We start from the raw sequence: 20,698 nt of genomic DNA, 5'->3' as shown, positions 1-20,698 counted from the left end.
GAAAAACGCCCGCCCGACTTGCGTCGGCGGGCGTCGTAAAGAGCGCGGCGGCGAGGCCGCCAGCGATCACTTCTTGCGGAACTTCCGCAGCGCGGCGATCTGGGCGGCCATCGCGGCGAACTCGCTTTGCGCGGCGGCAAAGTCGATATCGCTCTTAGCGTTCTTCATCGCTTCCTCGGCCAGCTTCTTAGCTTCCGAGGCCTTGGCTTCGTCCAGGTCCTTGCCGCGGATCGCGGTGTCGGCCAGCACGGTGACCGTGCCGGGCTGCACTTCCAGAATGCCGCCGGCCACGAAGACAAACTCTTCGCCGCCATCTGCTTTCTCGATGCGCACGGCACCCGGCTTGATGCGGGTGATCAGCGGCGTATGCTGGGGCAGGATGCCCAACTCACCGCCTTCGCCCGGCAGCGCGACGAACTTGGCCTCGCCCGAGAAGATCAGCTCTTCGGCGGAAACCACATCAACGTGGATAGTTGCCATCTCAATCTTCCTTAGCGTTAAGAAACTTCGGTAACGGATCAGCGGCGCGCAGCCCCGTCGAGCCGCGTGCCGCTGGTATCGCGATTACTGCAGCTTCTTCGCCTTCTCGAAGGCTTCGTCGATGGTGCCGACCATGTAGAAAGCCTGCTCCGGCAGGTGGTCGCACTCGCCGGCCACGATCATCTTGAAGCCGCGGATGGTTTCCTTCAGCGGCACGTACTTACCGGGCGAACCGGTGAACACTTCGGCCACATGGAACGGCTGCGACAGGAAGCGCTGGATCTTGCGGGCGCGCGACACGGCCAGCTTGTCTTCCGGCGACAGTTCGTCCATGCCCAGAATCGCGATGATGTCGCGCAGTTCCTTGTAGCGCTGCAGCACTTGCTGAACGGCACGGGCCGTCGTGTAGTGCTCGTCGCCGACCACGTTCGGGTCCAGCTGACGCGAGGTCGAGTCCAGCGGGTCCACGGCGGGGTAGATACCCAGCGAGGCGATGTCACGCGACAGCACCACGGTGGAGTCCAAGTGGGCGAAGGTCGTGGCAGGCGATGGGTCGGTCAAGTCATCCGCAGGGACGTAAACGGCCTGGATCGAGGTGATCGAGCCGACCTTGGTCGACGTGATTCGCTCTTGCAGACGGCCCATTTCCTCGGCCAGCGTCGGCTGGTAGCCCACGGCGGATGGCATGCGGCCCAGCAGCGCGGAAACTTCGGTACCGGCCAGCGTGTAGCGGTAGATGTTATCCACGAAGAACAGCACGTCGCGGCCTTCGTCACGGAAGGACTCGGCGATCGTCAGCCCGGTCAGGGCAACGCGCAGACGGTTGCCCGGGGGCTCGTTCATCTGGCCGTAGACCATCGCGACCTTGGAGTCTTCGAGCTTCTCGAGGTTCACGACGCCCGAATCGGCCATCTCGTGATAGAAGTCGTTGCCCTCCCGGGTACGCTCGCCGACACCCGCGAACACCGACAGACCCGAGTGAGCCTTGGCGATGTTGTTGATCAGCTCCATCATGTTGACGGTCTTGCCGACGCCGGCGCCACCGAACAGGCCCACCTTGCCGCCCTTGGCGAACGGGCAGATCAAGTCGATCACCTTGATGCCGGTTTCCAGCAGCTCTTGCGAAGGGCTCAGCTCGTCATAGGCGGGGGCCTTGCGGTGAATCGGCATGACCAGGGTCTGGTCAACCGGGCCACGCTCGTCGATGGGCGCGCCGAGCACGTCCATAATGCGGCCCAGAGTTGCCTTGCCAACGGGGACCTTGATGTTCTCGCCGGTGTTGAAGACTTCGGTGCCGCGGCGCAGACCGTCGGACGAGCCCAGAGCAATCGTGCGCACCACGCCGTCGCCCAGCTGCTGCTGGACTTCGAGGGTCAGCGACGAGCCTTGCATCTTCAGTGCGTCGTAGACCTTCGGCATCTGGTTGCGCGGGAACTCCACGTCCACCACGGCGCCGATGCACTGAACGATCTTGCCCACTTGTTGAGTGTTAGCCATTTTTTCGTTCCTTCAATTCCAAAACTATTAGCGTTCGATCGCGATCAGCCCACGGCGGCCGCGCCACTGACAATCTCGCTGAGCTCCTTGGTGATCGCGGCCTGGCGGGTCTTGTTGTAGACCAGCTTCAGCTCACCGATCAGGGTGCCTGCGTTGTCGGTGGCAGCCTTCATGGCCACCATGCGTGCCGATTGCTCGGACGCCATGTTTTCGGCCACAGCCTGATAGACCAGGGCCTCGGTATAGCGCAGCAGCAACTCGTCGATCACGGTCGCGGCATCGGGCTCGTAGATGTAATCCCACGCGTGCGAGCCGCCATCGGTCTTCATGCCTTCGGTCGTCAGCGGCAGCAGTTGCTGCACGACGGCCTCCTGCTTCATCGTGTTGATGAAGCGGGTGTAGCAGAGGTAGACGGCACTGAGCTTGCCTTCGGCGTATGCATCCAGCAGCACCTTGACCGGACCAATCATCTTCTCGATGTGCGGCTGGTCGCCCAGCTGCGTGACCTGCGAGACGACTTTGGCGCCGATGCGGTTCATAAAGGACAGGCCCTTGTTGCCGATGGCAACGACCTCGGCCTTCTGTCCGGCTGTCTCCAGCTCCTTGAGCTTGGCCGTGGCCGCACGCAAGAGGTTGGTATTGAGACCACCGCAAAGACCCTTGTCAGTCGTGACCACGACGAACCCAGCCGTCTTGGCCTGCTCGTTCTTGACCAGGAAGGGGTGCTTATATTCGGGGTTGGCCGTGGCCAGATTCGCGGCGATATTGCCGATCTTCTGGCTGTAGGGCCGGGCCGAACGCATCCGCTCCTGCGCCTTGCGCATCTTGGAAGCGGCCACCATCTCCATGGCCTTGGTGATCTTCTTGGTGTTCTCGACCGACTTGATCTTGCCGCGAATTTCCTTGCTTGATGCCATGATTTCTCCTGTTAGGTCCGGGCCGCTTTTTGCATCACAGCCCGGTCATGGTCATTAGGCGAAGGACTTCTTGAAGGAAGTGATCGCAGCGTTCAGTTCAGCTTCGGACGTGCCGGCCTTGTCGAAGGCCTGCTCGGCCTCGAGCTTGGCCAGCAGCGCAGCGTGGCTGGTCTTCAAGAACTGGTGCAGGCCATGCTCGAACGCCAAAACCTGCTTGACCTCGATGCTATCCATGAAGCCCTTGTTCACCGCGTACAGCGTGGCAGCCATCAGGCTAATCGGCTGGGGCGAGTACTGGGCCTGCTTCAGCAGCTCGGTCACGCGGGCACCGCGATCCAGTTGCTTGCGAGTGGACTCATCCAGATCGGAAGCGAACTGCGCGAACGCGGCCAGCTCACGGTACTGCGCCAGGTCGGTACGGATACCGCCGGACAGGCCCTTGATCAGCTTGGTCTGGGCTGCACCACCGACGCGCGACACCGAGATACCGGCGTTGATGGCGGGTCGGATACCTGCGTTGAACAGGCTGGTTTCCAGGAAGATCTGACCGTCGGTGATCGAGATCACGTTGGTCGGCACGAAGGCGGACACGTCGCCGGCTTGCGTTTCGATGATGGGCAGCGCCGTCAGCGAACCGGTCTTGCCCTTAACTTCACCCTTGGTGAAGGCTTCGACATAGTCGGCGTTGACGCGAGCGGCACGCTCCAGCAGGCGGCTGTGCAGATAGAACACGTCGCCGGGGTAGGCTTCGCGGCCCGGCGGGCGGCGCAGCAGCAGCGAGACCTGGCGATAGGCCACGGCCTGCTTGGACAGATCGTCATAAACGATCAGCGCATCTTGGCCGCGGTCGCGGAAGTACTCGCCCATCGTGCAGCCCGAGTAGGCCGACACATATTGCATCGCGGCCGATTCGGAGGCCGAGGCGGCCACGACGATGGTGTACTCCATCGCACCGGCCTGCTCCAGCGAGCGCACCACGTTCTTGATCGACGAGGCCTTCTGGCCGATCGCAACGTAGACGCAGGTCACGCCCTGGCCCTTCTGGCTAATGATTGCGTCGATGGCCACGGCGGTCTTGCCGGTCTGGCGGTCACCGATGATCAGCTCGCGCTGGCCACGGCCGACGGGCACCATCGCGTCGATGGACTTCAGGCCGGTCTGCAGCGGCTGGTCGACCGACTTACGGGCGATCACGCCCGGGGCGACCTTTTCGATCACGTCGGTCATCTTGGCGTTGATCGGACCCTTGCCGTCGATCGGCTGGCCCAGCGCGTTGACGACGCGGCCGATCAGCTCGGGGCCGACCGGCACTTCCAGAATGCGACCCGTGCACTTGACGGTATCGCCTTCGGAGATGTGCTCGTAGGCACCCAGAATCACGGCGCCGACGGAGTCGCGCTCGAGGTTCAGGGCCAGGCCGAACGAGGGCTGACCACTGGCGTCAGCCGGGAACTCCAGCATTTCGCCTTGCATCACGTCGGACAGACCATGAATGCGGCAGATGCCGTCGGACACGGACACCACGGTGCCCTGGTTACGGACGTCCGTCGATGCACCGAGACCCTCGATACGGGACTTGATGAGTTCGGAAATTTCAGCAGGATTCAGTTGCATTGCTTGCTCCCATCTGCTCGGCCCTGCCGTGCGCTGCGCTTGTGGCAGCAACACGGGCGGGCTAAGGGGGTGATTCGGTCTCGGTGTTCGTCGCGCTTGATCGGATCGATCAGGCGGTCAGGGCCACCTTCATGCGTTCCAGGCGCGCCTTGACCGAGGTGTCCAGCACCTCGTCGCCAACCACCACGCGGATACCGCCTATCAGCGAGGGCTCCAGCGATACATGGGCTTCGAGCTTGCGACCGAAGCGCTTCTCCAGCGTGGCCACCACATCGCTCAGCTGGGCTGGCTCAATGGGGTAAGCACTGAAGATCTGCGCATCAGCCACGCCGTCAGCCGCGTTGGCCAGGACATGGAACTGTCCGACCACCGCCGGCAGAGCCGCCAGGCGCGAGTTCTCGATCACCGCGCGCAGAAAGTTCTGCAGCTCCGGGGCCAAGTCTTGCTTGGCCGCAGCGGCAACAACCGCGTAGACCTGCTCGGACGTGACCTTGGGGTTGTCGGCGAACTGGCGCAGATCGGCATCCTGTGCGACCAGGGACAGCGCGTCGAGCGCCGCACCCCAGGCTTTCACATCGTGCTTCTTGGCGACCTGGTAGAGCGCTTCAGCGTATGGGCGTGCAATGGTTGCGAGCTCAGCCATGATTACAGCTCCGTCTTCAGACGGCCCAGCAATTCGGCATGCACGGAGGCGTTCACCTCGCGCTGCAGAATTTGCTCGGCACCCTTGACGGCCAACGCAGCGACCTGCTCGCGCAGGGCCTCGCGGGCACGGGTGGCTTGCTGGTCGGCTTCGGACTTGGCGGCGGCCACGATCTTGGCGCCCTCGTCCTCAGCACGCTTCTTGGCTTCGTCCACGATGGCAGCGGCACGCTTTTCGGCGTCGGCCAGCAGCTTGGTGGTTTCGTTGCGCGTTTGTGCGAGCTGCTCGTCGACCTTCTTGTTGGCGGTCGCCAACTCGGCCTTGGCCTTGTCCGCAGCGGCCAGGCCGTCGCGGATCTTCTCTGCACGTTCATCCAGCGCCTTTGTGATAGGCGGCCAGACGAAACGCATCGTGAACCACACCAGGATCGCGAAGACGATCGCCTGGATAAATAGGGTTGCGTTGATATTCACGGCACGATCCTTTCAAGTCGTGAAAGGTTCGGGAGTTATCAGGCCAGCACGAAGGGGTTGGCGAACGCGAACAGCAGAGCGATAGCCACGCCGATCAGGAAAGCTGCGTCGATCAGACCGGCCAAGATGAACATCTTGGTTTGCAGCTCGTTCATCAGCTCAGGCTGGCGAGCCGAGGACTCCAGGAACTTGCCACCCATCAGCGCGATGCCGATGGAAGCGCCGATAGCGCCCAGACCAACGATGATGCCGCAAGCCAGTGCCACGAGGCCGAGGATGTTTTCCATTATTTGCTCCTAGAGAGATGAAAGAAAGAAAGGGAGAGAAAAGAGAGAAACTCGTGGTCAGTGCGCGTCGTGCGCCTGACCGATGTAGATCAGCGTCAGCATCATGAAGATGAAGGCCTGCAGCGTGATCACAAGAATGTGGAACAAGGTCCACACAGTACCGGCAATGACATGGCCAATGGCCAGGCCGATGCCCGTAGCCGACAGCGTGAACGCACCACCCATTAGTGCGATCAGCATGAAGACCAGTTCGCCGGCAAACATGTTGCCGAACAACCGCATGCCGTGAGAGACCGTCTTGGCGACGAACTCGATGACCTGCATCAAGAAGTTGAAAGGCCAGAGCGCCCAGTGCGCGCCAAACGGTGCCGAGATCAGCTCATGACCCCAGCCGCCAAGGCCCTTGATCTTGATGTTGTAGAAGAAGCACATCAGCAGCACGCTGCTCGACAGGCCCAACGTGGTGGACAGATCTGCGGTCGGCACGACGCGCATGTAATCCTTGAAGCCCAGGGCAGGACCGGCGCTGTGCCAGATCGCAGGGATCAGGTCGACCGGCAGCATGTCCATCGCATTCATCAGAAAGATCCAGACGAACACGGTAAGCGCCAGCGGCGAGACCAGTTTGCGACTCTTGGCATTGTGGATCACGCCCTTGGCCTGGTTCTCGACCATCTCGGACAGGATCTCCACGGCTGCTTGGAAGCGCCCCGGCACGCCCGAGGTGGCCTTGCGCGCGGCGCGCCACAGCACGAAGCAGCCGATCACGCCAAGCAGCAACGAAAACGCCACCGAGTCCAGATTGAAGACGCTGAAGTCGACGATGCTGGTCTGCTTGACGCTCTCGAACGAGAAATTCTTCTGCAGATGTTGCAGGTGGTGAGTGATGTACTCACCAGCGCTGGGCCCATGTCCTTCGGCTGCCATATCAGTTTCCGTCGCTAATTTTCTTGAATCGGCCCCGCGTGAGCAGGACCAGCCAATTAACCTTGAGGCACACAATCATGGTCAGCAGCAATGCCGGCCAACTCAGATTGCCTACCATCTTGATCACCGCCACCAAAATGGCAATGACCAGAAAGATCTTGATCAACTCCCAGATCATCAGCGAGACCAAAGCGGCTCCCGCATGATTCACCGGTCGTCGGGTCGTGCCCCATGCCATCAAGGCATTCGGCAGCACCACCGCGATCGCGCCAAACAACGCCGACCACGCTTTACCGGCCTCGAACGTGAACAAGGCCCACAGCAGGACACACAACAATCCCGCCAGTGCCTGGGCTGCCACGATCTGCCAGGGCGACAGCAGAGGACTCCGCGCCTTCAATGCCTGCGCTTGCTCTCGCGTCAGGGGCTTGAAAGCCGCGTCATCGTCCGCATCTCCTCCCTCGTCACCCCAGCGGCTGTCCTGCCCCTCGTCAGCGCTGGGCACGGCTTTCGGTCGTGCGCGCAGAGGGTTTGGATTCACGGCAACTCGGGGCTGGTCGGCAAAACCCAAAGATTATATGTGGAAACCCGCACATCGCCGCCAAGGCGGGTGGCGGGGTCTCCCTACAAGTCGGTCAGGCGCACTTGCCGTCGGCCATGACTTCTGGCAGGGCACAGCCTCAGAGCCGCGCGAGCTGCGCCGGTAAGCCCGGTACCTCGACCCGCACTTTCAGCACACGGCCTGCCCAGGGCTGGGCCGCCAGTTCCTCGGCCGGCCGCTTCTCGCTGGCCGTCGTGATGTAGAGCGTGCGCAGATCGGCATCACCAAAAGCGGGCATGGTCGGGCAGCGCACAGGCAGGCGCAGCTCCCGCAGCACCTGCCCCTCGGGCGAGAGCCGCAGCAGGCGCTGGCCCTCGAACATTGCCACCCAGTAGCAACCCTCAATGTCGACCGCCGCGCCATCGGGCCGGCCGCCATACTCATCCAGTGAAACGCCGGCGGCACGCGGCGCAAAGCCGGCGAACAGGCGCTTGTTGGAGACTGAGCCGATAGCCGCATCAAAATCCAACTGATAGATCTCATGCGCCTTGGTGTCCGACCAGTAGAGCCGACGCTGGTCGGGGCTCCAGGCCAGACCGTTGGAGGTGACGATGCCACCGGCCATCTGCTCGAATGCGCCGCCGGCAAAACGGAACAGCGCCGAATCAGGGGCGCGCGCGTCGTCAATTGTGCCGACCCAGAAGCGCCCCTGTGCGTCGGGCTTACCGTCGTTGAAGCGCTGGCGCGCAGCGTCAAAAGGCGCGGGCGCAATCTGCGCCTGCGCGCCGGTTTCGGTATCGAGCCGCCACAAGCCGTCGCGCCGGGCTACCAGCAGGCCACCACCTGCCAGCAGCGCAATGCAGCCGGGCTCGCTGTCCAGTTGCCAGGACCTGAAAGCGCCGCTGGCAGGGTCCAGCCGCACAACCTGGCGCTCGGCGATATCTACGTAGTAGAGGGCTTGCTCCTGCGCGTGCCAGAGCGGCGATTCACCGAGGGTGGCCCGGTGCGGGCCGGCCAATTCGATCAGTCCTTCGTTCATGCCGCAATGCTAAGGCGGTAATGCCCTGTAACTCAGCTCAACTCGACTTTCAGGTAGTGCGCACCCGGTACCGGATTGAAATAGAACGGCGGCACCTCGACAAAGCCCAGGCTTTCATAAAGCCCGCGCGCAGCCTCCATATCGTCCAGAGTATCCAGCAGCATGGACGAGTAGCCGGCCTCGGTCGCGCGATCGATCAAGGCCTGGGCCAGGGTGCGGCCCAGGCCGAAACGGCGAAACGCCGGCCGCACATAGAGCCGCTTCATCTCGCAGGCGTTCGGATAGTCGGAGTCGGGCAAGTTACGGAAGGCGCCGCAGCCGGCCAGCGCGCCGTCGACCAAGGCCAGCAGCATCAGGCCGCCCGGCTGCTCGTACTGCCCCGGCAGATGCTGCAGCTCTGACTCGAAGTTCTGGAAACTGAGGTCAACCGCCAAACTCTGGCTGTACTCACGCAGGATATCGCGGACGGCCTGCCAACCTTCGGCGCCGTCGGGAGCTACCAGGGTGATATCGGGACTGCTCATGAACGCGTCAAAGTGTACCCAGGCTCACCAGCCAGGCAACGGCCACGGCACTTACCGCCAGCAGCAGCAAGGCCAGCAAGCGGTTGGCAGCACCATCACGCGAGGCCGGTGCATCCGACTGCAGCGCCTTGTCACCGCTGATCATCGGCCCGACTAGGCGCCGCTTCTTGACAATGCGATAGAAGATGATGGCCAGCAGATGCAGCACCACCAAGGCATAGATCAGCCATTGCCCCCAGCTCTTGTGATGCCCGGTCCAGGCCAGGCTGGTGTCCATTGAAACGAAGCGCACCAGCGGCCCTGTGATTGCGATCTCGTCATCAGCAATCAAACCCGAACCCACCTGAACCACAAGCCAAGCCAGCATCGCCAGCACTGACAAGGCACCCAGCGGGCTATGCCCGACCTCGAACCAGTCGTCGCGTTCCGGGCGACCGCGCAGATAGCGCAGCCAAGCGGCCGGGCTGTAGATGAAGCTGGCGAAGCGCGACCAGCGCCCGCCCACCAGGCCCCAAAGCAGACGAAACAGCAGCAGGGTCAGCACCGCGTAGCCCAGCCGCATATGCCAGACCATCGCATTGCCGCCAATCTTGGCGCTGATCACCGAGCCCAGCACGCAAAGGACCAGCCCCCAGTGGAACAGCCGCGTCGGCAAATCCCAGACCCTCACCAGGCCCACCGCCCCGCTTGTCGAAGCCTCAGCCATTGTTGTTACCCCGCTATTGCATGACGACAAAGATAACGCAAGAACTGGCCCCGTCCCAGCCCTGCAAACAAGTCCAACCCTTCGTACACTGCGTGAGCCCGTGGCTAACCGCCACTAGCGCCTGATCAACCCGTCTGCAAGGAATCCCCAGCATGATGAAGCAAACCCTGATCACCTTGGCCGCCTTGGCCGGCCTGGCCAGCGCCCTGCCCGCCGCCGCGCAGTTCCAGAAGCCCGAAGACGCCGTCAAATACCGCAAGGCCGCCTTCACCGTGATGGCCGCGCACTTCGGCCGCATCGGTGCGATGGCGCAGGGCCGCGTGCCCTTCGATGCGGCGGCCGCTGCGGCCAATGCCGATATCGTCGTCGCGATGTCCAAGCTGCCCTATGCCGGCTTTGTCGAAGGCACGTCGGGCACCGAGAAGGGCCAGCCCAACACCAAGGTCTGGACCGAGCGGGCGAAGTTCGACGAGGGCGCCAAGAAGATGCAGGACGAGGTCATCAAGCTGGCTGCGGCCGCCAAGGCCAACAACCTCGACCAGCTTAAAGCCGCCTTCGGCAGCGCCGCCGGCAGCTGCAAGTCCTGCCACGATAACTTCCGAAACAACTGAGCGGCTGAGAGCTTTTGCTGCGCCCCGTTCAGGGCAGGCCGTTGCGGCCATGGGCCATGAAGCCCGGCCGCTCGCTCAAACGCTCGTAGTAAGCTTGGACGGCCGGCAGTGCCGGCTTGTCCATGTCCGTCATCATCCAACGTTGCACCGATAGGCCCAGCACCACATCGGCCAGCGTGAACGCGGCGCCGCAGACATGGGGGCCGCTGCCCGCCAGTCGCTCGTCCAGCATCCCCATATGCCGGTTCCAGCCGGCTACGCCGCCCTGCAGCAGGCCCGCATCCTGATGCGCAGGGCTGCGCCGAACCAAGCTCATGAAGGCGTAGCGCCAGGAGTTGTTCAGCTCGCCGGCCTGCCAATCCATCCATTGCTCGACCAGCGCGCGCGCGCGCGGCTCGGTCGGCAGCAGATCGACGCGCTGCTCACGGCCGGCCAGATAGCGACAGATGCTGTTGCTCTCCCAGAGCACGAAATCGCCGTCCAGCAACACCGGCACCATTGCGTTGGGATTGAGCCGGCGCAGCGCCGGCGCGGCCATGTCTGGCTCCTCGCGCTCGGGGTCCAGCGCCATTTCGGCACAGGTCCACAAAACCTTGCGCACATTGATCGAGGCTGCGCGACCCAATAGCTTCATCTCGAAAATCCCAGCACGACTCTCCGCGTCTTCGCCGACTTCTTCTCAATTTTCGTCACGAAGACCGCACCGATCTCGGCGGTGTTCGCCACATGCGTGCCACCGCAGGGCTGCAGATCGACACCTTCAATGCTCAGCAGCCGCACCCGACCCGATCCGCGCGGGGGCTGAACGCTCATGCTGCGCACCAGGCCCGGGTTCGCATCCAGCTCCTCATCGCTGATCCATCGCTGACTGACGGGAAGGGCTGCGGCCACCAGGCGAGCGATGCCCGCAGTCAACTCGTCCTTGTCCAGCGCCTCGGTCATATGAAAGTCCAGTCGCGCATAGCCGGCCGTGATAGAGCAGCCATCGACCGGATGCGGCACCAGCGCGCACAGCAGGTGCGTGGCGGTATGAAAGCGCATATGGGCGTGGCGACGAGACCAATCAATCCGGGCCTGCACGATGCCCCCCGGACTCAGACCCTCAAGCGACTGATCGCCAGCGGGCAGATGCAGAATCTCCCCGCCCTCGCCTTTGCGAGTGTCGGCGATCACAATCAGCCGGCCATCCTGCAGCTCGAACACGCCGGCATCGCCGGCCTGGCCGCCGCCCATCGGATAGAACACCGTGCGATCCAGCAACAGGCCGCGCTCGTCAGCCCGCAGCAGGCGCGCCGTGCACTCGCGCAGCGTCGCGTCCTCGCGGAACAGATCCAGCGTTGCGTCCGTCATCATCCGATCAACTCCAGCTCAACCTCGCCCCGCGGCGTCTTCAGTCTGGCCTTCAGGCCATCGCGCGAGTCAAAACCCAGCAGTTGCACGCCACTGGCCGGCAGCGTATCGGTCGGATGGGCCTCACCCCACTGGATCAGCGTTGGCAGCGCCTCTCGTCGCAGCCGGCGACCATCCTCGCGGAGCGCGATCTGCCAGCTCAGTGCGCCGCGCGAGGCTGCCACCGGCTCACCAGCATCGACACCCTCGCCGCGCCAGTAGGCCAGCGCCGCCTCCAGATTTGGTACCCGCGCCACCCAGTGGATCAGACCTGTGCCCTGCTTTAGGGCCGCCTGCACGCCCGGCTGATCCAGATCGAACCAGCGTGCGCGGCCCGGGGCCGGCGCTTCGGGGTCGATCGCGATGATCTCCAGATAGCTGCGCGGGTGATTCAGGCCGGTGATGTTCAGCAACCGGTTGTGCGTGCCCATCAGCGCGTGCTTGCCGCCGGGCGCGGGCGTGACGCCAAGCACCCGCTCGCACCAGGCCACGCCGGCCTCCAGTGTGTCCGCACCAATCACCAAATGATCGAGTTCCATGCTACTCAAAGCCTCACTTGACCATGGATCAACGGCGTCACATCGCCGCCTATCCAGGTGTGCTCACCATCGCGCGCCACATGCACCTTGCCGGCCCGCCCGAGCGCCGCGCCCTGCGATGCAATATAGCGCTCAGGCGCAAGACCGGCCCCCTGCAGCCACAAGGCCAGGCCGGCATTGAGGCTGCCGGTGACCGGATCCTCGGGCACACCCAGGTCGGGCACGAAGGCGCGCACCTCAAAATGCTCGGTAGCGCCGTCCGCATACGCACCGACCACGCCGAGCTTGAGGCCCTGCATCGCGACGAAATCGGGCCGCAGTGCCAGCACCGCGGCCGCGTCTTTGAGTCGCGCCGCCATCCAGCCCGGGCCGTTGTCGACCCAGACCACATCGAGCAGTTCGGCCTCAGCCAGCCGCAGCGAACGCGCCACCTGAGCACGCAGCGCCGGCTCTTCGACAGGCCCACTGCGGCGCAGCGGCGGCGCGGCAAAAGCCAGCCGCGCACCCTCGCGCTTAAGCCTCACCAAGCCGATCGCGCATTGCTGCACCAGCTCGCCGGGCTTGCGCGGGTCGCCGCCGCAGGCCAGCCAAGCATGGGCAGAGCCCAGGGTCGGATGGCCCGCGAAAGGCAGTTCGCCGCCGGGCGTGAAGATGCGGACGCGGTAGTCAGCAGCCGGGTCGGTGGGCGACAGCAAGAACGTGGTTTCGGACAGATTGGTCCAACGCGCGAACGCCGCCATCTGCGCCTCGTCCAGGCCTTCGCCGTCGATCACGACGGCCAGAGCATTGCCCTTCAGAGGCTGGTCGGTGAACACATCGACCTGTGCAAATCGCCTCAGCGTGCTCATGGCGTTGTCGTCTCCGCGGTCTCGACAAGGGCCTCGCGCAAGACCCGGCCCAGAATGGCCACGCCCTCGGTGATCAGGTCCGGCGTCAGGGTCACGAAGGACAGGCGCAGGCTGCGCGGGTCGGGCTTGTGGGCATAGAAGGCCGCACCCGGCACATAGGCGATGCCCGCCTCGACAGCCAGCGGCAACAGGGCCATCGCATCAAAACCCTCGGGCAGGCGGATCCAGAAGAACATGCCACCGGCCGGGCTCTGCCATTCGCAGCCGGCGGGCAGGTGCTGCTCCAGAGCAGCAGCCATTGCATCGCGATTGGCCTTGTAGCGGGCACGGATCTTAGGCACATGCTGGTCGAGGAATCCGTTCTTGATGACCTCATGGACCACGCGCTGGTTGAAGCCCGGCGTGTGCAGATCGGCCGCCTGCTTGGCCTGCAAGAGCTTGGGGTAGAGCTCATCAGGCGCGACGATATAGCCGAGACGGAAGCCCGGCGTCAGCACCTTGGAGAAGGAGCCCAGATAGATCGAGCCCTCGGGCCACAGCGAGCTCAGCGAGGCCGGCGGCGGCTCGTCAAACCACAGATCGCCATAGGGATTGTCCTCGACGATGGGTACGCGTGCGGTCTGCGCGGCGGCCACCACGGCCTCGCGACGGGCCAAGCTCATCACCCTGCCGGTCGGGTTCTGGTAGTTCGGCAGTAGATAGGAGAAGCGCGTGCCCGGCGCGTCGTGGGGCAGCGCGGCGATCGCCTCGGGGCGCACGCCCTGCTCGTCGCTGGCCAGGCTGGTGAAGATCGGCTCATACGGCGTGAAAGCCTGCAGCGCGCCCAGATAGGTGGGCGTCTCGACAGCCACCGGTGCGCCGGCATCGCAGAGGATCTTGCCGACCAGATCCAGGCCCTGCTGCGAGCCGCTGGTGATCAGCACCTGATCGGGCCGCGCGTTCAAACCCAAGGTGCCCACCTTGGCCGCCACCCACTCGCGCAGCGGCGCAAAGCCTTCGCTGGACGCATATTGCAGCGCCTCCTTGGCGTTCTTGCTCAACACCTGATCACAGGCGGCCTTCAGCGCATCAACCGGAAAGGTGTCGGCCGAGGGCAGACCGCCGGCCATCGACAAGATGCCAGGCTTCTCGGTGACCTTCAGGATCTCGCGGATGATCGACGGGTTCATGCGCGCGGCACGGCGCGCTTGGGTCCAGGGACTGCTCATAGGTTCAGGTCTCCAACAGGTGGTTTCGATTGTGGCGCAGCCAGCATCCAGTCCAGTGCGGCCTGCGCATGGAGCGATGTGCTGTCAAAAAGGGGGACTGGGGTGGACGCCGTGACTGGGTCCAGCAAGAGGCAGACCTCGGTGCAACCCAGAATCACCGCCTGCGCGCCGGCGGCGGCCAGCGCGGCGACCTGCTGCTCGTAGAAGCGGCGCGAGGCGTCGACGATGCGGCCCAGGCACAGCTCTTCATAGATGATGCGGTGCACCTCGGCACGGCCCGACGCATCGGGCGTCAGCAACTCAATGCCGTGGCGCGCCATGCGGCCGCGGTAAAAATCCTGCTCCATCGTATAAGCGGTCGCCAGCAGGCCGGCACGCTCGACGCCGACGGCGCGCAGCGCGGCGGCCGTGCCATCGACGATGTGAATCAGCGGCAGGCCGCTCAAGGCCTCGATTTCGTCGGCCACCTTGTGCATCGTGTTGGTCGCGATCAGCAGGCCTTCGGCGCCTGCCGCCTTCAGTCCGGCGCCGGCACGGCCCAGTAGTGTGGCCGCATCGGCCCAGTCAGCGCTGCGCTGCAGCGCCTCGATCTCGGCAAAGTCGACGCTGTGCAATATCAGCCGCGCGCTGTGCAGGCCCCCCTGCCTTGCGGCCATACCCTGGTTCAACAGCTTGTACAGATGGGCGCTGGACTCCCAGCTCATGCCCCCCAGGATGCCCAGCGTTCTCATGAGTGCGTCTCCACCGGCATTTTCTTGCCCAGCCACACCACGGCAATCACCGCCAGCGCGAACACCAGGGTCATCGCATCAAGCCGCTCGCCCAGCACCGGCACGGCCAGCAGCATCGACAAAAAGGGCTGGATCACCTGCACCTGGCTGACCCGCACCGTGCCGCCGATCGCAAGCGCCTGGTACCAGGCGAAGAAGCCCAGCCACATCGAGAACAGCGAGACGTAAAGAAACCCACCCCAGGCCGACCAGGCCACCGGCTGGGCCGGCCAGGTCAGGCCAGCCACCGGCAGCGTGATCGGCAGACTCAGCACCAACACCCAGCAGATCACCTGCTGCGGCCGCATCTGCGCACTCAGCCGCGCGCCGCCCACATAGCCGGCCGAGGCGCTCAGCACGGCGCCCAGCAGCAGGCCGTCGGCCCACTGAAAGCCGGCCGCGCCGCGCCACCAGGCAAACGCAATCACCAGCCCCAAGCCGGCCAGCGCGCAGGCCCAGAAACCTAGCGAGGGCCGCTGGCGCAGCACCAGGGCGGCCATCGCAGCGGTGGCCAGCGGCAGCACGCCCGAGATCACCGACGCATGGACCGCATCGACATGGCGCACCGCATAACCCAGCAGCAGCGGCCAGCCGAACACCACGCCAGCCGCGGTCCAGGCAAGCGGCGCCCATTGCTCACGCCGGGGCCAGGGCGCGCCGGTCAGCCACAGATAGGTGACCGACAGCAGGCCCGCCAGGGCCGCCCGGCCCAGCGCGACAAACACTGGATCGAGCTGCGGCGCCGCCGCTGTGCCGCCGGCCAGCCGCGTCATCGGGATGCTCAGCGCGAAGATGAACACGCCCAGGGCCCCAAGAAAAAGCCCACGACTGGCGTCATCGAGACGGGCGGGCGGCGGGCTGGCGAGGGCTGACATGCGTCCCAGTCTAGTCTGGACAACCAATACAGAACCAGTACACTTTGCCGGACATCACAAACGACTGTATTGGCATGGACACCAGCACAAACAGCCCGGCCACCTTGTCGCGCGCCTCCAGCGTGCCGCTGGCCGAACAGCTGGCACAGCGTTTTTCCGAGCGCATCGCCCAGCGGCTGCTGCTGCCGGGCTCGCGCCTGCCTTCGGTTCGCGAGTGCGCACGCCACCATGGCGTCAGCCCCTACACCGTAGTCGCCGCCTACGACCAGCTGCTGGCCCAGGGCCTGTTGGAGGCGCGCAAGCAGCGCGGCTTCTTTGTCCGGGAGTCCGGCGTACGGGCCGGGCGCAGTGTCGCGCCCGAGCCGCGCCCGGAGCGCCTGCCGAGCCAGGCGCCGTTTGATGCCACCGCCTTGATACGCGGCATGTTCCAGGCCGACGCGCGCAGCGCGCCGGGCCTGGGCACACTGCCGGCCGAGTGGCTGGATCTGCCGATGCTGCAGAGCGCCATGCGCAAAGTGCTGGCTCAGAGCGAGGGGCCAGACCAGTTGGCCCTGCAGTACGGCGAGCCCGGCGGTGATGCGCGACTGCGCGCGGCGCTGGCCCAGCGCCTGGCCGATCTGGGCATTGCAGCCCAGCCAGCGCAGATCATGTCGACGGTGGGCGCCACCCATGGGCTGGACCTGATCACCCGCAGCCTGCTGAATCCCGGAGACGCGGTGCTGGTTGACGACCCCGGCTGGGCCATCGAATACGCCCGGTTGAGCCAGGCCGGTATGCGGCTGCTGCCGGTGCCCCGAGGCGCCGATGGGCCGGATCTGGCCATCATGCAGCGCCTGATCGAGCAGCACCGGCCGCGCATGTATGTGACGGTCTCAGTGCTGCACAACCCGACCGGCCACACGCTGTCGCTGGCCGCCGCCCACCAGATCCTGAAGCTGGCCGAGGTCGGCGATTTGCTGATCGTTGAGGACGACACCTATGCCTGGCTGGCACCCAACCATGCGCCGCGGCTGTCGGCCCTGGACGGTCTGCGGCGCACGCTCTATGTGTCTGGCTTCTCGAAGATCCTGACACCGGCCTGGCGGGTCGGCTATCTGGCGGCCAGCCCGGAGCGCATTGCCAAGCTGACCGAGCTGAAACTGCTGTCGACCCTGACCACCAGCCCGCTGCTGGACCGCGCCGTCGCGATCTGCCTTGAGCAGGGCCAGTTGCGCCGCCATGCAGAGCGCGTACTGACCCGGCTCGACGCGGCGCGGGGCCGCTCAGCGCGGCTAGCGCTGGAGGCTGGCTGCCGCTTCGTCACGCCACCGCAAGGCCTGTTCGGCTGGGTCGATGTCGGCGTCGACACCGAGCGGCTGGCCCAGCGCCTGCTCGACGAGGGCTGGCTGATCGCGCCGGGCCTGCTGTTCAGCGCGACCCGCCGCGCCGGCACGCTGATGCGCATCAACTTCGCAACCGCTCAGGACGCCAAGTTCTGGGCCCGGCTGCGGGCGCTGCGCAGCGAGCTGCTTGGCAAGAGCTGACCCCCTTTGGGAGGAGAGGCAGGGGCCGCAGTTGCGGGCAGAATCACCGCCGTCCATCCTCCGACTCGCGATCGAGTGACGCCATGCGCCTGTACCTATTCGCCATCGTTCTGTCGCTGTGCTGCAGCCAGTCGGCCCAGGCTGCGGGCCCGACCCCGGAGTCCGTCGAGCGCCTGCTGGAGTTGACCGACTCGCAGAAGACCGTAGCGGCCCTGCAGCAGCAGGTCAGCGGCATGATGAAACCGATGTTCGACCAGATGATCGGTGCACGCGAGTTGAACGCCGAGCAGCGCCAGCGGGCCGAGGCGTTTGCCGCCGCCTACCAGGCAAAAGCCATGCCGCTACTACTAGAAGAGATGTCCTGGGAGCGCATGAAGGCGCTGTCGGTACAGATCTACAGCCAGACCTTCACCCAGGAGGAGATCGACGGTCTGATCGCCTTTTACGGCAGCCCTGCCGGCAGGGCCTTTGTCGTGAAGTTGCCCCTGGTGTTGCAGCAATCCATGGCCTCGACCCAGCAACGCATGGGGCAGATGATGCAAAGAATGCAGGCCATCGCCGAGGCCACGGCCGCCGAGTTCAAGGCGGAGCAGCAGGCTGCGAAGCGCTAGCAGCTCCGCGGACTATGGCGCCGCTACGATTCATGAAGGCCCTCGCCAGGCTGACATGCCGCCTCGCAGACCGCCACGTCGCCACCGGCAAAGGGTGGCAGCGACTGTTCGAAATCCGCATCAGCCCCAAGGCTGATGCTCAATCGGGAAGCGCCAGCGGTCCGGCGCGCCGCACGGCATCCAGCACGATCTGCGTCTTGAAGCTGCGACATTGGCGTCGTGCAGCAGGCAGGCCGCGCAGAACGCTTCATAGGCGGGCAGATCGGCCACGACAACGACCAGCACGTAGTCAGCCTCGCCGGTAACGCCATAGCATTGCTGCACCTCGGGCCGGGCGAGCAAGCGCTTGCAGAAGGCGCCCGCGGCAAGGGCCGACTCGTCCACCAGGTCCACATGCACCAGGGCCGTCAGGTGCAGGCCCAGCGCGCGCGGATCCAGTTGTGCCACCTCGGCCAGGATCACGCCCTGCTCGCGCAAGCGCTTGAGACGGCGTTGCACCGCCGCTGCGGACAGCCCGACATGTGCACCGATCAACTCTCCCGAGCGGGTGGTGTCTTCTTGGTAGAGCGCGACGATGCGTTTGTCCAGGGCGTCCAGGGTCATCATGCAAAAACGGCTGAAAAGATGCGGGCAGGCCGCAAACCGGCCCAGCCCTATGCGCCCCAGCGACGCTGTGGGGCCGCGACACTGCAGGCTGCGCATTATTCATCGACCTCCATCGAGAACTCACGCCTGATGATCGACCATGTCTCCATCGGATCCCGGCACTACGCCGAAGCCACCGCCTTCTATACCCGCGTGCTCGCCCCGCTGGGCCTGGGCCTGCTGCGCGATTGCGGCAAGGAAGCCGCTTTCGGTAGTGCCCAGAACTGGTGCTTCTTCATCTACCCGGCCGACGCCCCGGTGACCGCGCCGGGCGCTCATATCGCCTGGCGCGCCGCCTCGCGCGAACAGGTTGCACGAGTCCACACGGTCGCGCTGGCGGCCGGCGGCAAGGATCTGTTCACGCCACGGCTGCGGCCCGATATCAGCGACAGCTATTTCGGCGCGATGTTCAGTGATCTGGACGGCCACCGCGTCGAGGTCACGACCGACGCGGCCGAATAGCCCCCCCCCTGCGGCTCACTCCATCAGTCGGTCGCGTCCCGCCGCCTTGGCGCGGTAAAGGGCCGCATCGGCGCGCTGGTAGAACTCGTCCGAGCTCTCGTCGGACGCCGCCTGGGCCAGGCCCATGCTGAGGGTCAGCAGACCGCCCGGGCCGCCGCCCTCATGGGCGATGCCCCGGGCCGCCAGCGCGGCGCGCAGCTCAGTCGCGCAGTGCTGGGCACCGCTGCGGTCAGCTGTCAGCAAGAGCGCAAACTCCTCCCCGCCCAGGCGCGCCGCCAGGTCCTCGGGCCGGCGCGCCACCTGGGCCAGACAGGCCGCCAGCGCCTGCAGCGCCAGATCGCCCTGGTGATGGCCGTAGCGGTCGTTATAGGACTTGAAGTGATCGACATCAATCAACAGCAAGCTCAGCGATGCATCGCTGCGGCGCTGGCGCTGGCGCATCGCCAATTCCAGGCGCTCGCCAAAGCAGCGCCGGTTGGCCAGCCCGGTCAGCGCATCGGTCTGCGACAAGCGCTCCAGCACATGGACCTGGGACGCGATCACGCCTAGCAAATGGTTGGCCCCGCCGGCCAGTTCGGTAATCTCATCTTGGCCCTGCACCGTGACCTGGCGGCCCCATTTGCGCTGCTCGCGGATATCGCCCAGTTCGCGGCGCAGCCGCACCAGCCGCGCTACCACCAGTCGATCGGCCAGCAGCAGCAGACCGAGGGTCAGCGCGACCGCCAGGCCTAGCAGCACCCACTGCACGCGCCTCAGCAGTTCCTGGCCACGCTGCTGGATATGGCGCGGCCAGCGCGTCTCCAGTACCGCCACCAGCTCGCCAGCCAGGTCCTGTACCGGCCAGCTGATCAGCAGCCAGTCGGGCGCCTCGTCCATCCAGACCGGGCCATCGCCGGTCAGCGCCTGAAAGTCCAAGCTCACCGGCAGACCCGGCAAGACCTCGCCCTCGGGCAACAGGCGCAATTTGCTTTCCAGCCCGCTGCGCCGAGCCACAGCCAGCATCACCGCCGGGCTCAGCCATTCGGCGATCGCCACCGTGCCGCGCGCTGGAGCGCCACTGAGACCGTCCAGCAGCGGCCGGCGACAACCATCATCAGGTCCTGGCGCAGCCGTGCCAGCCCGCAAGGCAGTCACGTATCGATGGCCGGCCGGCTCAGCTGGGTCTGCACCGCAGGACTGAGGTCGTGCGGCAGGCGCAGCTCGACAGCCTGGCCGGGCGCGCCGATGCTGTGCAGCGGCCGACCTTGCAGATCATAGAAACCTAGCCAGTTAAGGCTGGAGTTGGCGATGCTCTGCGCGCTCAAATTGCGCTCGGCGAACTGGCGATTGCCGTCCTCGGCGAACTGGTAGAAGTCCGGCCAGATGCTCCACTCGCGCAATACCCGGTCTCGCAGCGCCAGTTCGTCGTCCAGCGTCTGCAGCAGGCGCACGAAGTGCTCGCGAGCGGCGCGCTGCTCGAGTTCCAGATGGCTGGCGGCCACGCTGGCGCGCAGCATCCACAGGCCCAAGCCGCCCAACAAGATGGAGAGCAGCAGCACACCGCACACCACCTTGAGGCGCAGCCGCATG

General features: G+C 65.2%; 26 protein-coding genes. 4 read left to right on the top strand and 22 right to left on the bottom strand.

The window, feature by feature from the left end:
• Positions 1-66: 66 nt before the first annotated feature.
• The 12 genes from OOZ63_RS01180 to OOZ63_RS01125 form a co-directional block, all read right to left on the bottom strand.
• The gene (locus OOZ63_RS01180; RefSeq protein ID WP_262971724.1) at positions 67-480 is read right to left on the bottom strand and encodes a F0F1 ATP synthase subunit epsilon; all 414 of its coding nucleotides are present in this window, start codon (positions 478-480) and stop codon (positions 67-69) included.
• 84 nt (positions 481-564) lie between these two features.
• Positions 565-1,977: a F0F1 ATP synthase subunit beta gene (gene atpD, locus OOZ63_RS01175; protein ID WP_266003478.1), complete on the bottom strand. Its 1,413-nt coding sequence runs from the start codon at positions 1,975-1,977 to the stop codon at positions 565-567.
• Between the two features lie 44 nt (positions 1,978-2,021).
• Positions 2,022-2,894 (bottom strand): F0F1 ATP synthase subunit gamma, encoded by an 873-nt coding sequence (gene atpG, locus OOZ63_RS01170; protein ID WP_266003477.1) that lies wholly within the window; start codon positions 2,892-2,894, stop codon positions 2,022-2,024.
• Between the two features lie 54 nt (positions 2,895-2,948).
• Entirely contained in the window at positions 2,949-4,508 is a 1,560-nt protein-coding gene (gene atpA, locus OOZ63_RS01165; RefSeq protein WP_266003476.1) for a F0F1 ATP synthase subunit alpha, read from the bottom strand.
• Between the two features lie 109 nt (positions 4,509-4,617).
• A complete protein-coding gene (locus OOZ63_RS01160) occupies positions 4,618-5,151 on the bottom strand; it encodes a F0F1 ATP synthase subunit delta (RefSeq protein ID WP_266003475.1) in 534 nt (177 codons plus the stop codon).
• A gap of 2 nt (positions 5,152-5,153) precedes the next feature.
• Positions 5,154-5,624: a F0F1 ATP synthase subunit B gene (locus tag OOZ63_RS01155; RefSeq protein WP_137942795.1), complete on the bottom strand. Its 471-nt coding sequence runs from the start codon at positions 5,622-5,624 to the stop codon at positions 5,154-5,156.
• A 38-nt stretch (positions 5,625-5,662) separates the two neighbouring features.
• Positions 5,663-5,911 (bottom strand): F0F1 ATP synthase subunit C, encoded by a 249-nt coding sequence (gene atpE / locus OOZ63_RS01150; RefSeq protein WP_137942794.1) that lies wholly within the window; start codon positions 5,909-5,911, stop codon positions 5,663-5,665.
• A 57-nt stretch (positions 5,912-5,968) separates the two neighbouring features.
• Positions 5,969-6,838: a F0F1 ATP synthase subunit A gene (gene atpB / locus OOZ63_RS01145; RefSeq protein WP_137942793.1), complete on the bottom strand. Its 870-nt coding sequence runs from the start codon at positions 6,836-6,838 to the stop codon at positions 5,969-5,971.
• A gap of 1 nt (position 6,839) precedes the next feature.
• On the bottom strand, positions 6,840-7,343 hold the full coding sequence (locus tag OOZ63_RS01140) for an ATP synthase subunit I (RefSeq protein WP_266003474.1): 504 nt from the start codon (positions 7,341-7,343) through the stop codon (positions 6,840-6,842).
• 175 nt (positions 7,344-7,518) lie between these two features.
• Positions 7,519-8,418 carry an SMP-30/gluconolactonase/LRE family protein gene (locus tag OOZ63_RS01135; RefSeq protein ID WP_266003473.1) on the bottom strand — a complete coding sequence of 300 codons (900 nt, stop codon included), beginning with the start codon at positions 8,416-8,418 and terminating at the stop codon, positions 7,519-7,521.
• A 32-nt stretch (positions 8,419-8,450) separates the two neighbouring features.
• Positions 8,451-8,942 carry a GNAT family N-acetyltransferase gene (locus OOZ63_RS01130; RefSeq protein ID WP_266003472.1) on the bottom strand — a complete coding sequence of 164 codons (492 nt, stop codon included), beginning with the start codon at positions 8,940-8,942 and terminating at the stop codon, positions 8,451-8,453.
• Between the two features lie 7 nt (positions 8,943-8,949).
• Positions 8,950-9,648 carry a cytochrome b/b6 domain-containing protein gene (locus OOZ63_RS01125; RefSeq protein WP_266003471.1) on the bottom strand — a complete coding sequence of 233 codons (699 nt, stop codon included), beginning with the start codon at positions 9,646-9,648 and terminating at the stop codon, positions 8,950-8,952.
• Positions 9,649-9,800: 152 nt separating this feature from the next.
• On the opposite strand from OOZ63_RS01125, the gene OOZ63_RS01120 reads away from it, so the two are divergent.
• Entirely contained in the window at positions 9,801-10,259 is a 459-nt protein-coding gene (locus OOZ63_RS01120) for a c-type cytochrome (protein ID WP_416234671.1), read from the top strand.
• Between the two features lie 28 nt (positions 10,260-10,287).
• Here OOZ63_RS01120 and OOZ63_RS01115 read toward each other — a convergent pair whose 3' ends face one another.
• From OOZ63_RS01115 to OOZ63_RS01085, 7 genes are read right to left on the bottom strand one after another with little or no spacing between them, the layout of a single operon-like run.
• A complete protein-coding gene (locus OOZ63_RS01115) occupies positions 10,288-10,893 on the bottom strand; it encodes a glutathione S-transferase family protein (RefSeq protein WP_266003470.1) in 606 nt (201 codons plus the stop codon).
• Positions 10,890-11,612, bottom strand: coding sequence for an alanyl-tRNA editing protein (locus tag OOZ63_RS01110; protein ID WP_416234670.1), 723 nt, complete (start codon positions 11,610-11,612; stop codon positions 10,890-10,892). The genes OOZ63_RS01115 and OOZ63_RS01110 overlap by 4 nt, the downstream gene beginning before the upstream one ends.
• Complete coding sequence (locus OOZ63_RS01105) at positions 11,609-12,187, bottom strand: VOC family protein (RefSeq protein WP_266003469.1); 579 nt, start codon at positions 12,185-12,187, stop codon at positions 11,609-11,611. The genes OOZ63_RS01110 and OOZ63_RS01105 overlap by 4 nt, the downstream gene beginning before the upstream one ends.
• A 5-nt stretch (positions 12,188-12,192) precedes the next feature.
• Entirely contained in the window at positions 12,193-13,035 is an 843-nt protein-coding gene (locus OOZ63_RS01100; protein ID WP_266003468.1) for a PhzF family phenazine biosynthesis protein, read from the bottom strand.
• Complete coding sequence (locus tag OOZ63_RS01095) at positions 13,032-14,243, bottom strand: PLP-dependent aminotransferase family protein (RefSeq protein WP_266003467.1); 1,212 nt, start codon at positions 14,241-14,243, stop codon at positions 13,032-13,034. The genes OOZ63_RS01100 and OOZ63_RS01095 overlap by 4 nt, the downstream gene beginning before the upstream one ends.
• Positions 14,240-14,974 (bottom strand): aspartate/glutamate racemase family protein, encoded by a 735-nt coding sequence (locus OOZ63_RS01090; RefSeq protein ID WP_266003466.1) that lies wholly within the window; start codon positions 14,972-14,974, stop codon positions 14,240-14,242. Before OOZ63_RS01090 ends, OOZ63_RS01095 begins: the two co-directional genes overlap by 4 nt.
• Positions 14,971-15,888, bottom strand: coding sequence for a DMT family transporter (locus OOZ63_RS01085; protein ID WP_266003465.1), 918 nt, complete (start codon positions 15,886-15,888; stop codon positions 14,971-14,973). Before OOZ63_RS01085 ends, OOZ63_RS01090 begins: the two co-directional genes overlap by 4 nt.
• Positions 15,889-15,962: 74 nt before the next feature.
• Here OOZ63_RS01085 and OOZ63_RS01080 point away from each other — a divergent pair, with 74 nt between their 5' ends.
• Both OOZ63_RS01080 and OOZ63_RS01075 read left to right on the top strand, forming a co-directional pair.
• Positions 15,963-17,411: a PLP-dependent aminotransferase family protein gene (locus OOZ63_RS01080; RefSeq protein WP_266003464.1), complete on the top strand. Its 1,449-nt coding sequence runs from the start codon at positions 15,963-15,965 to the stop codon at positions 17,409-17,411.
• Between the two features lie 83 nt (positions 17,412-17,494).
• Positions 17,495-18,022: a DUF2059 domain-containing protein gene (locus OOZ63_RS01075; RefSeq protein WP_266003463.1), complete on the top strand. Its 528-nt coding sequence runs from the start codon at positions 17,495-17,497 to the stop codon at positions 18,020-18,022.
• 120 nt (positions 18,023-18,142) lie between these two features.
• On the opposite strand, the gene OOZ63_RS01070 is transcribed toward OOZ63_RS01075, so the two are convergent.
• Positions 18,143-18,628 (bottom strand): Lrp/AsnC family transcriptional regulator, encoded by a 486-nt coding sequence (locus OOZ63_RS01070; RefSeq protein WP_266003462.1) that lies wholly within the window; start codon positions 18,626-18,628, stop codon positions 18,143-18,145.
• Between the two features lie 18 nt (positions 18,629-18,646).
• Between OOZ63_RS01070 and OOZ63_RS01065 the strand changes: the two genes are divergently transcribed.
• On the top strand, positions 18,647-19,129 hold the full coding sequence (locus tag OOZ63_RS01065) for a VOC family protein (RefSeq protein ID WP_266003461.1): 483 nt from the start codon (positions 18,647-18,649) through the stop codon (positions 19,127-19,129).
• A 15-nt stretch (positions 19,130-19,144) separates the two neighbouring features.
• On the opposite strand, the gene OOZ63_RS01060 is transcribed toward OOZ63_RS01065, so the two are convergent.
• Positions 19,145-20,164 carry a GGDEF domain-containing protein gene (locus OOZ63_RS01060; RefSeq protein WP_266003460.1) on the bottom strand — a complete coding sequence of 340 codons (1,020 nt, stop codon included), beginning with the start codon at positions 20,162-20,164 and terminating at the stop codon, positions 19,145-19,147.
• A gap of 95 nt (positions 20,165-20,259) precedes the next feature.
• On the bottom strand, positions 20,260-20,697 hold the full coding sequence (locus OOZ63_RS01055) for a CHASE4 domain-containing protein (protein WP_266003459.1): 438 nt from the start codon (positions 20,695-20,697) through the stop codon (positions 20,260-20,262).
• Position 20,698 lies beyond the last annotated feature (1 nt).

This window comes from Paucibacter sp. PLA-PC-4 (assembly GCF_026241155.1).
GTDB lineage: Bacteria > Pseudomonadota > Gammaproteobacteria > Burkholderiales > Burkholderiaceae_C > Roseateles_E.
Note: the sequence above shows the minus strand (reverse complement) of the source record. Positions and strands in the feature narration are given on the sequence as shown.

What these genes read in the sequence shown, in the direction of transcription:
- OOZ63_RS01055 (WP_266003459.1), bottom strand. Translation starts at nt 20,697, where the DNA reads ATGCGGCTGCGCCTCAAGGTGGTGTGCGGTGTGCTGCTGCTCTCCATC.
- OOZ63_RS01075 (WP_266003463.1), top strand. Translation starts at nt 17,495, where the DNA reads ATGCGCCTGTACCTATTCGCCATCGTTCTGTCGCTGTGCTGCAGCCAG.
- OOZ63_RS01080 (WP_266003464.1), top strand. Translation starts at nt 15,963, where the DNA reads ATGGACACCAGCACAAACAGCCCGGCCACCTTGTCGCGCGCCTCCAGC.
- OOZ63_RS01065 (WP_266003461.1), top strand. Translation starts at nt 18,647, where the DNA reads ATGCGGGCAGGCCGCAAACCGGCCCAGCCCTATGCGCCCCAGCGACGC.
- OOZ63_RS01160 (WP_266003475.1), bottom strand. Translation starts at nt 5,151, where the DNA reads ATGGCTGAGCTCGCAACCATTGCACGCCCATACGCTGAAGCGCTCTAC.
- OOZ63_RS01070 (WP_266003462.1), bottom strand. Translation starts at nt 18,628, where the DNA reads ATGATGACCCTGGACGCCCTGGACAAACGCATCGTCGCGCTCTACCAA.
- OOZ63_RS01105 (WP_266003469.1), bottom strand. Translation starts at nt 12,187, where the DNA reads ATGGAACTCGATCATTTGGTGATTGGTGCGGACACACTGGAGGCCGGC.
- OOZ63_RS01135 (WP_266003473.1), bottom strand. Translation starts at nt 8,418, where the DNA reads ATGAACGAAGGACTGATCGAATTGGCCGGCCCGCACCGGGCCACCCTC.
- OOZ63_RS01110 (WP_416234670.1), bottom strand. Translation starts at nt 11,612, where the DNA reads ATGATGACGGACGCAACGCTGGATCTGTTCCGCGAGGACGCGACGCTG.
- atpA (WP_266003476.1), bottom strand. Translation starts at nt 4,508, where the DNA reads ATGCAACTGAATCCTGCTGAAATTTCCGAACTCATCAAGTCCCGTATC.
- OOZ63_RS01095 (WP_266003467.1), bottom strand. Translation starts at nt 14,243, where the DNA reads ATGAGCAGTCCCTGGACCCAAGCGCGCCGTGCCGCGCGCATGAACCCG.
- atpB (WP_137942793.1), bottom strand. Translation starts at nt 6,838, where the DNA reads ATGGCAGCCGAAGGACATGGGCCCAGCGCTGGTGAGTACATCACTCAC.
- atpD (WP_266003478.1), bottom strand. Translation starts at nt 1,977, where the DNA reads ATGGCTAACACTCAACAAGTGGGCAAGATCGTTCAGTGCATCGGCGCC.
- OOZ63_RS01115 (WP_266003470.1), bottom strand. Translation starts at nt 10,893, where the DNA reads ATGAAGCTATTGGGTCGCGCAGCCTCGATCAATGTGCGCAAGGTTTTG.
- OOZ63_RS01085 (WP_266003465.1), bottom strand. Translation starts at nt 15,888, where the DNA reads ATGTCAGCCCTCGCCAGCCCGCCGCCCGCCCGTCTCGATGACGCCAGT.
- OOZ63_RS01125 (WP_266003471.1), bottom strand. Translation starts at nt 9,648, where the DNA reads ATGGCTGAGGCTTCGACAAGCGGGGCGGTGGGCCTGGTGAGGGTCTGG.
- atpE (WP_137942794.1), bottom strand. Translation starts at nt 5,911, where the DNA reads ATGGAAAACATCCTCGGCCTCGTGGCACTGGCTTGCGGCATCATCGTT.
- atpG (WP_266003477.1), bottom strand. Translation starts at nt 2,894, where the DNA reads ATGGCATCAAGCAAGGAAATTCGCGGCAAGATCAAGTCGGTCGAGAAC.
- OOZ63_RS01090 (WP_266003466.1), bottom strand. Translation starts at nt 14,974, where the DNA reads ATGAGAACGCTGGGCATCCTGGGGGGCATGAGCTGGGAGTCCAGCGCC.
- OOZ63_RS01120 (WP_416234671.1), top strand. Translation starts at nt 9,801, where the DNA reads ATGATGAAGCAAACCCTGATCACCTTGGCCGCCTTGGCCGGCCTGGCC.
- OOZ63_RS01100 (WP_266003468.1), bottom strand. Translation starts at nt 13,035, where the DNA reads ATGAGCACGCTGAGGCGATTTGCACAGGTCGATGTGTTCACCGACCAG.
- OOZ63_RS01130 (WP_266003472.1), bottom strand. Translation starts at nt 8,942, where the DNA reads ATGAGCAGTCCCGATATCACCCTGGTAGCTCCCGACGGCGCCGAAGGT.
- OOZ63_RS01180 (WP_262971724.1), bottom strand. Translation starts at nt 480, where the DNA reads ATGGCAACTATCCACGTTGATGTGGTTTCCGCCGAAGAGCTGATCTTC.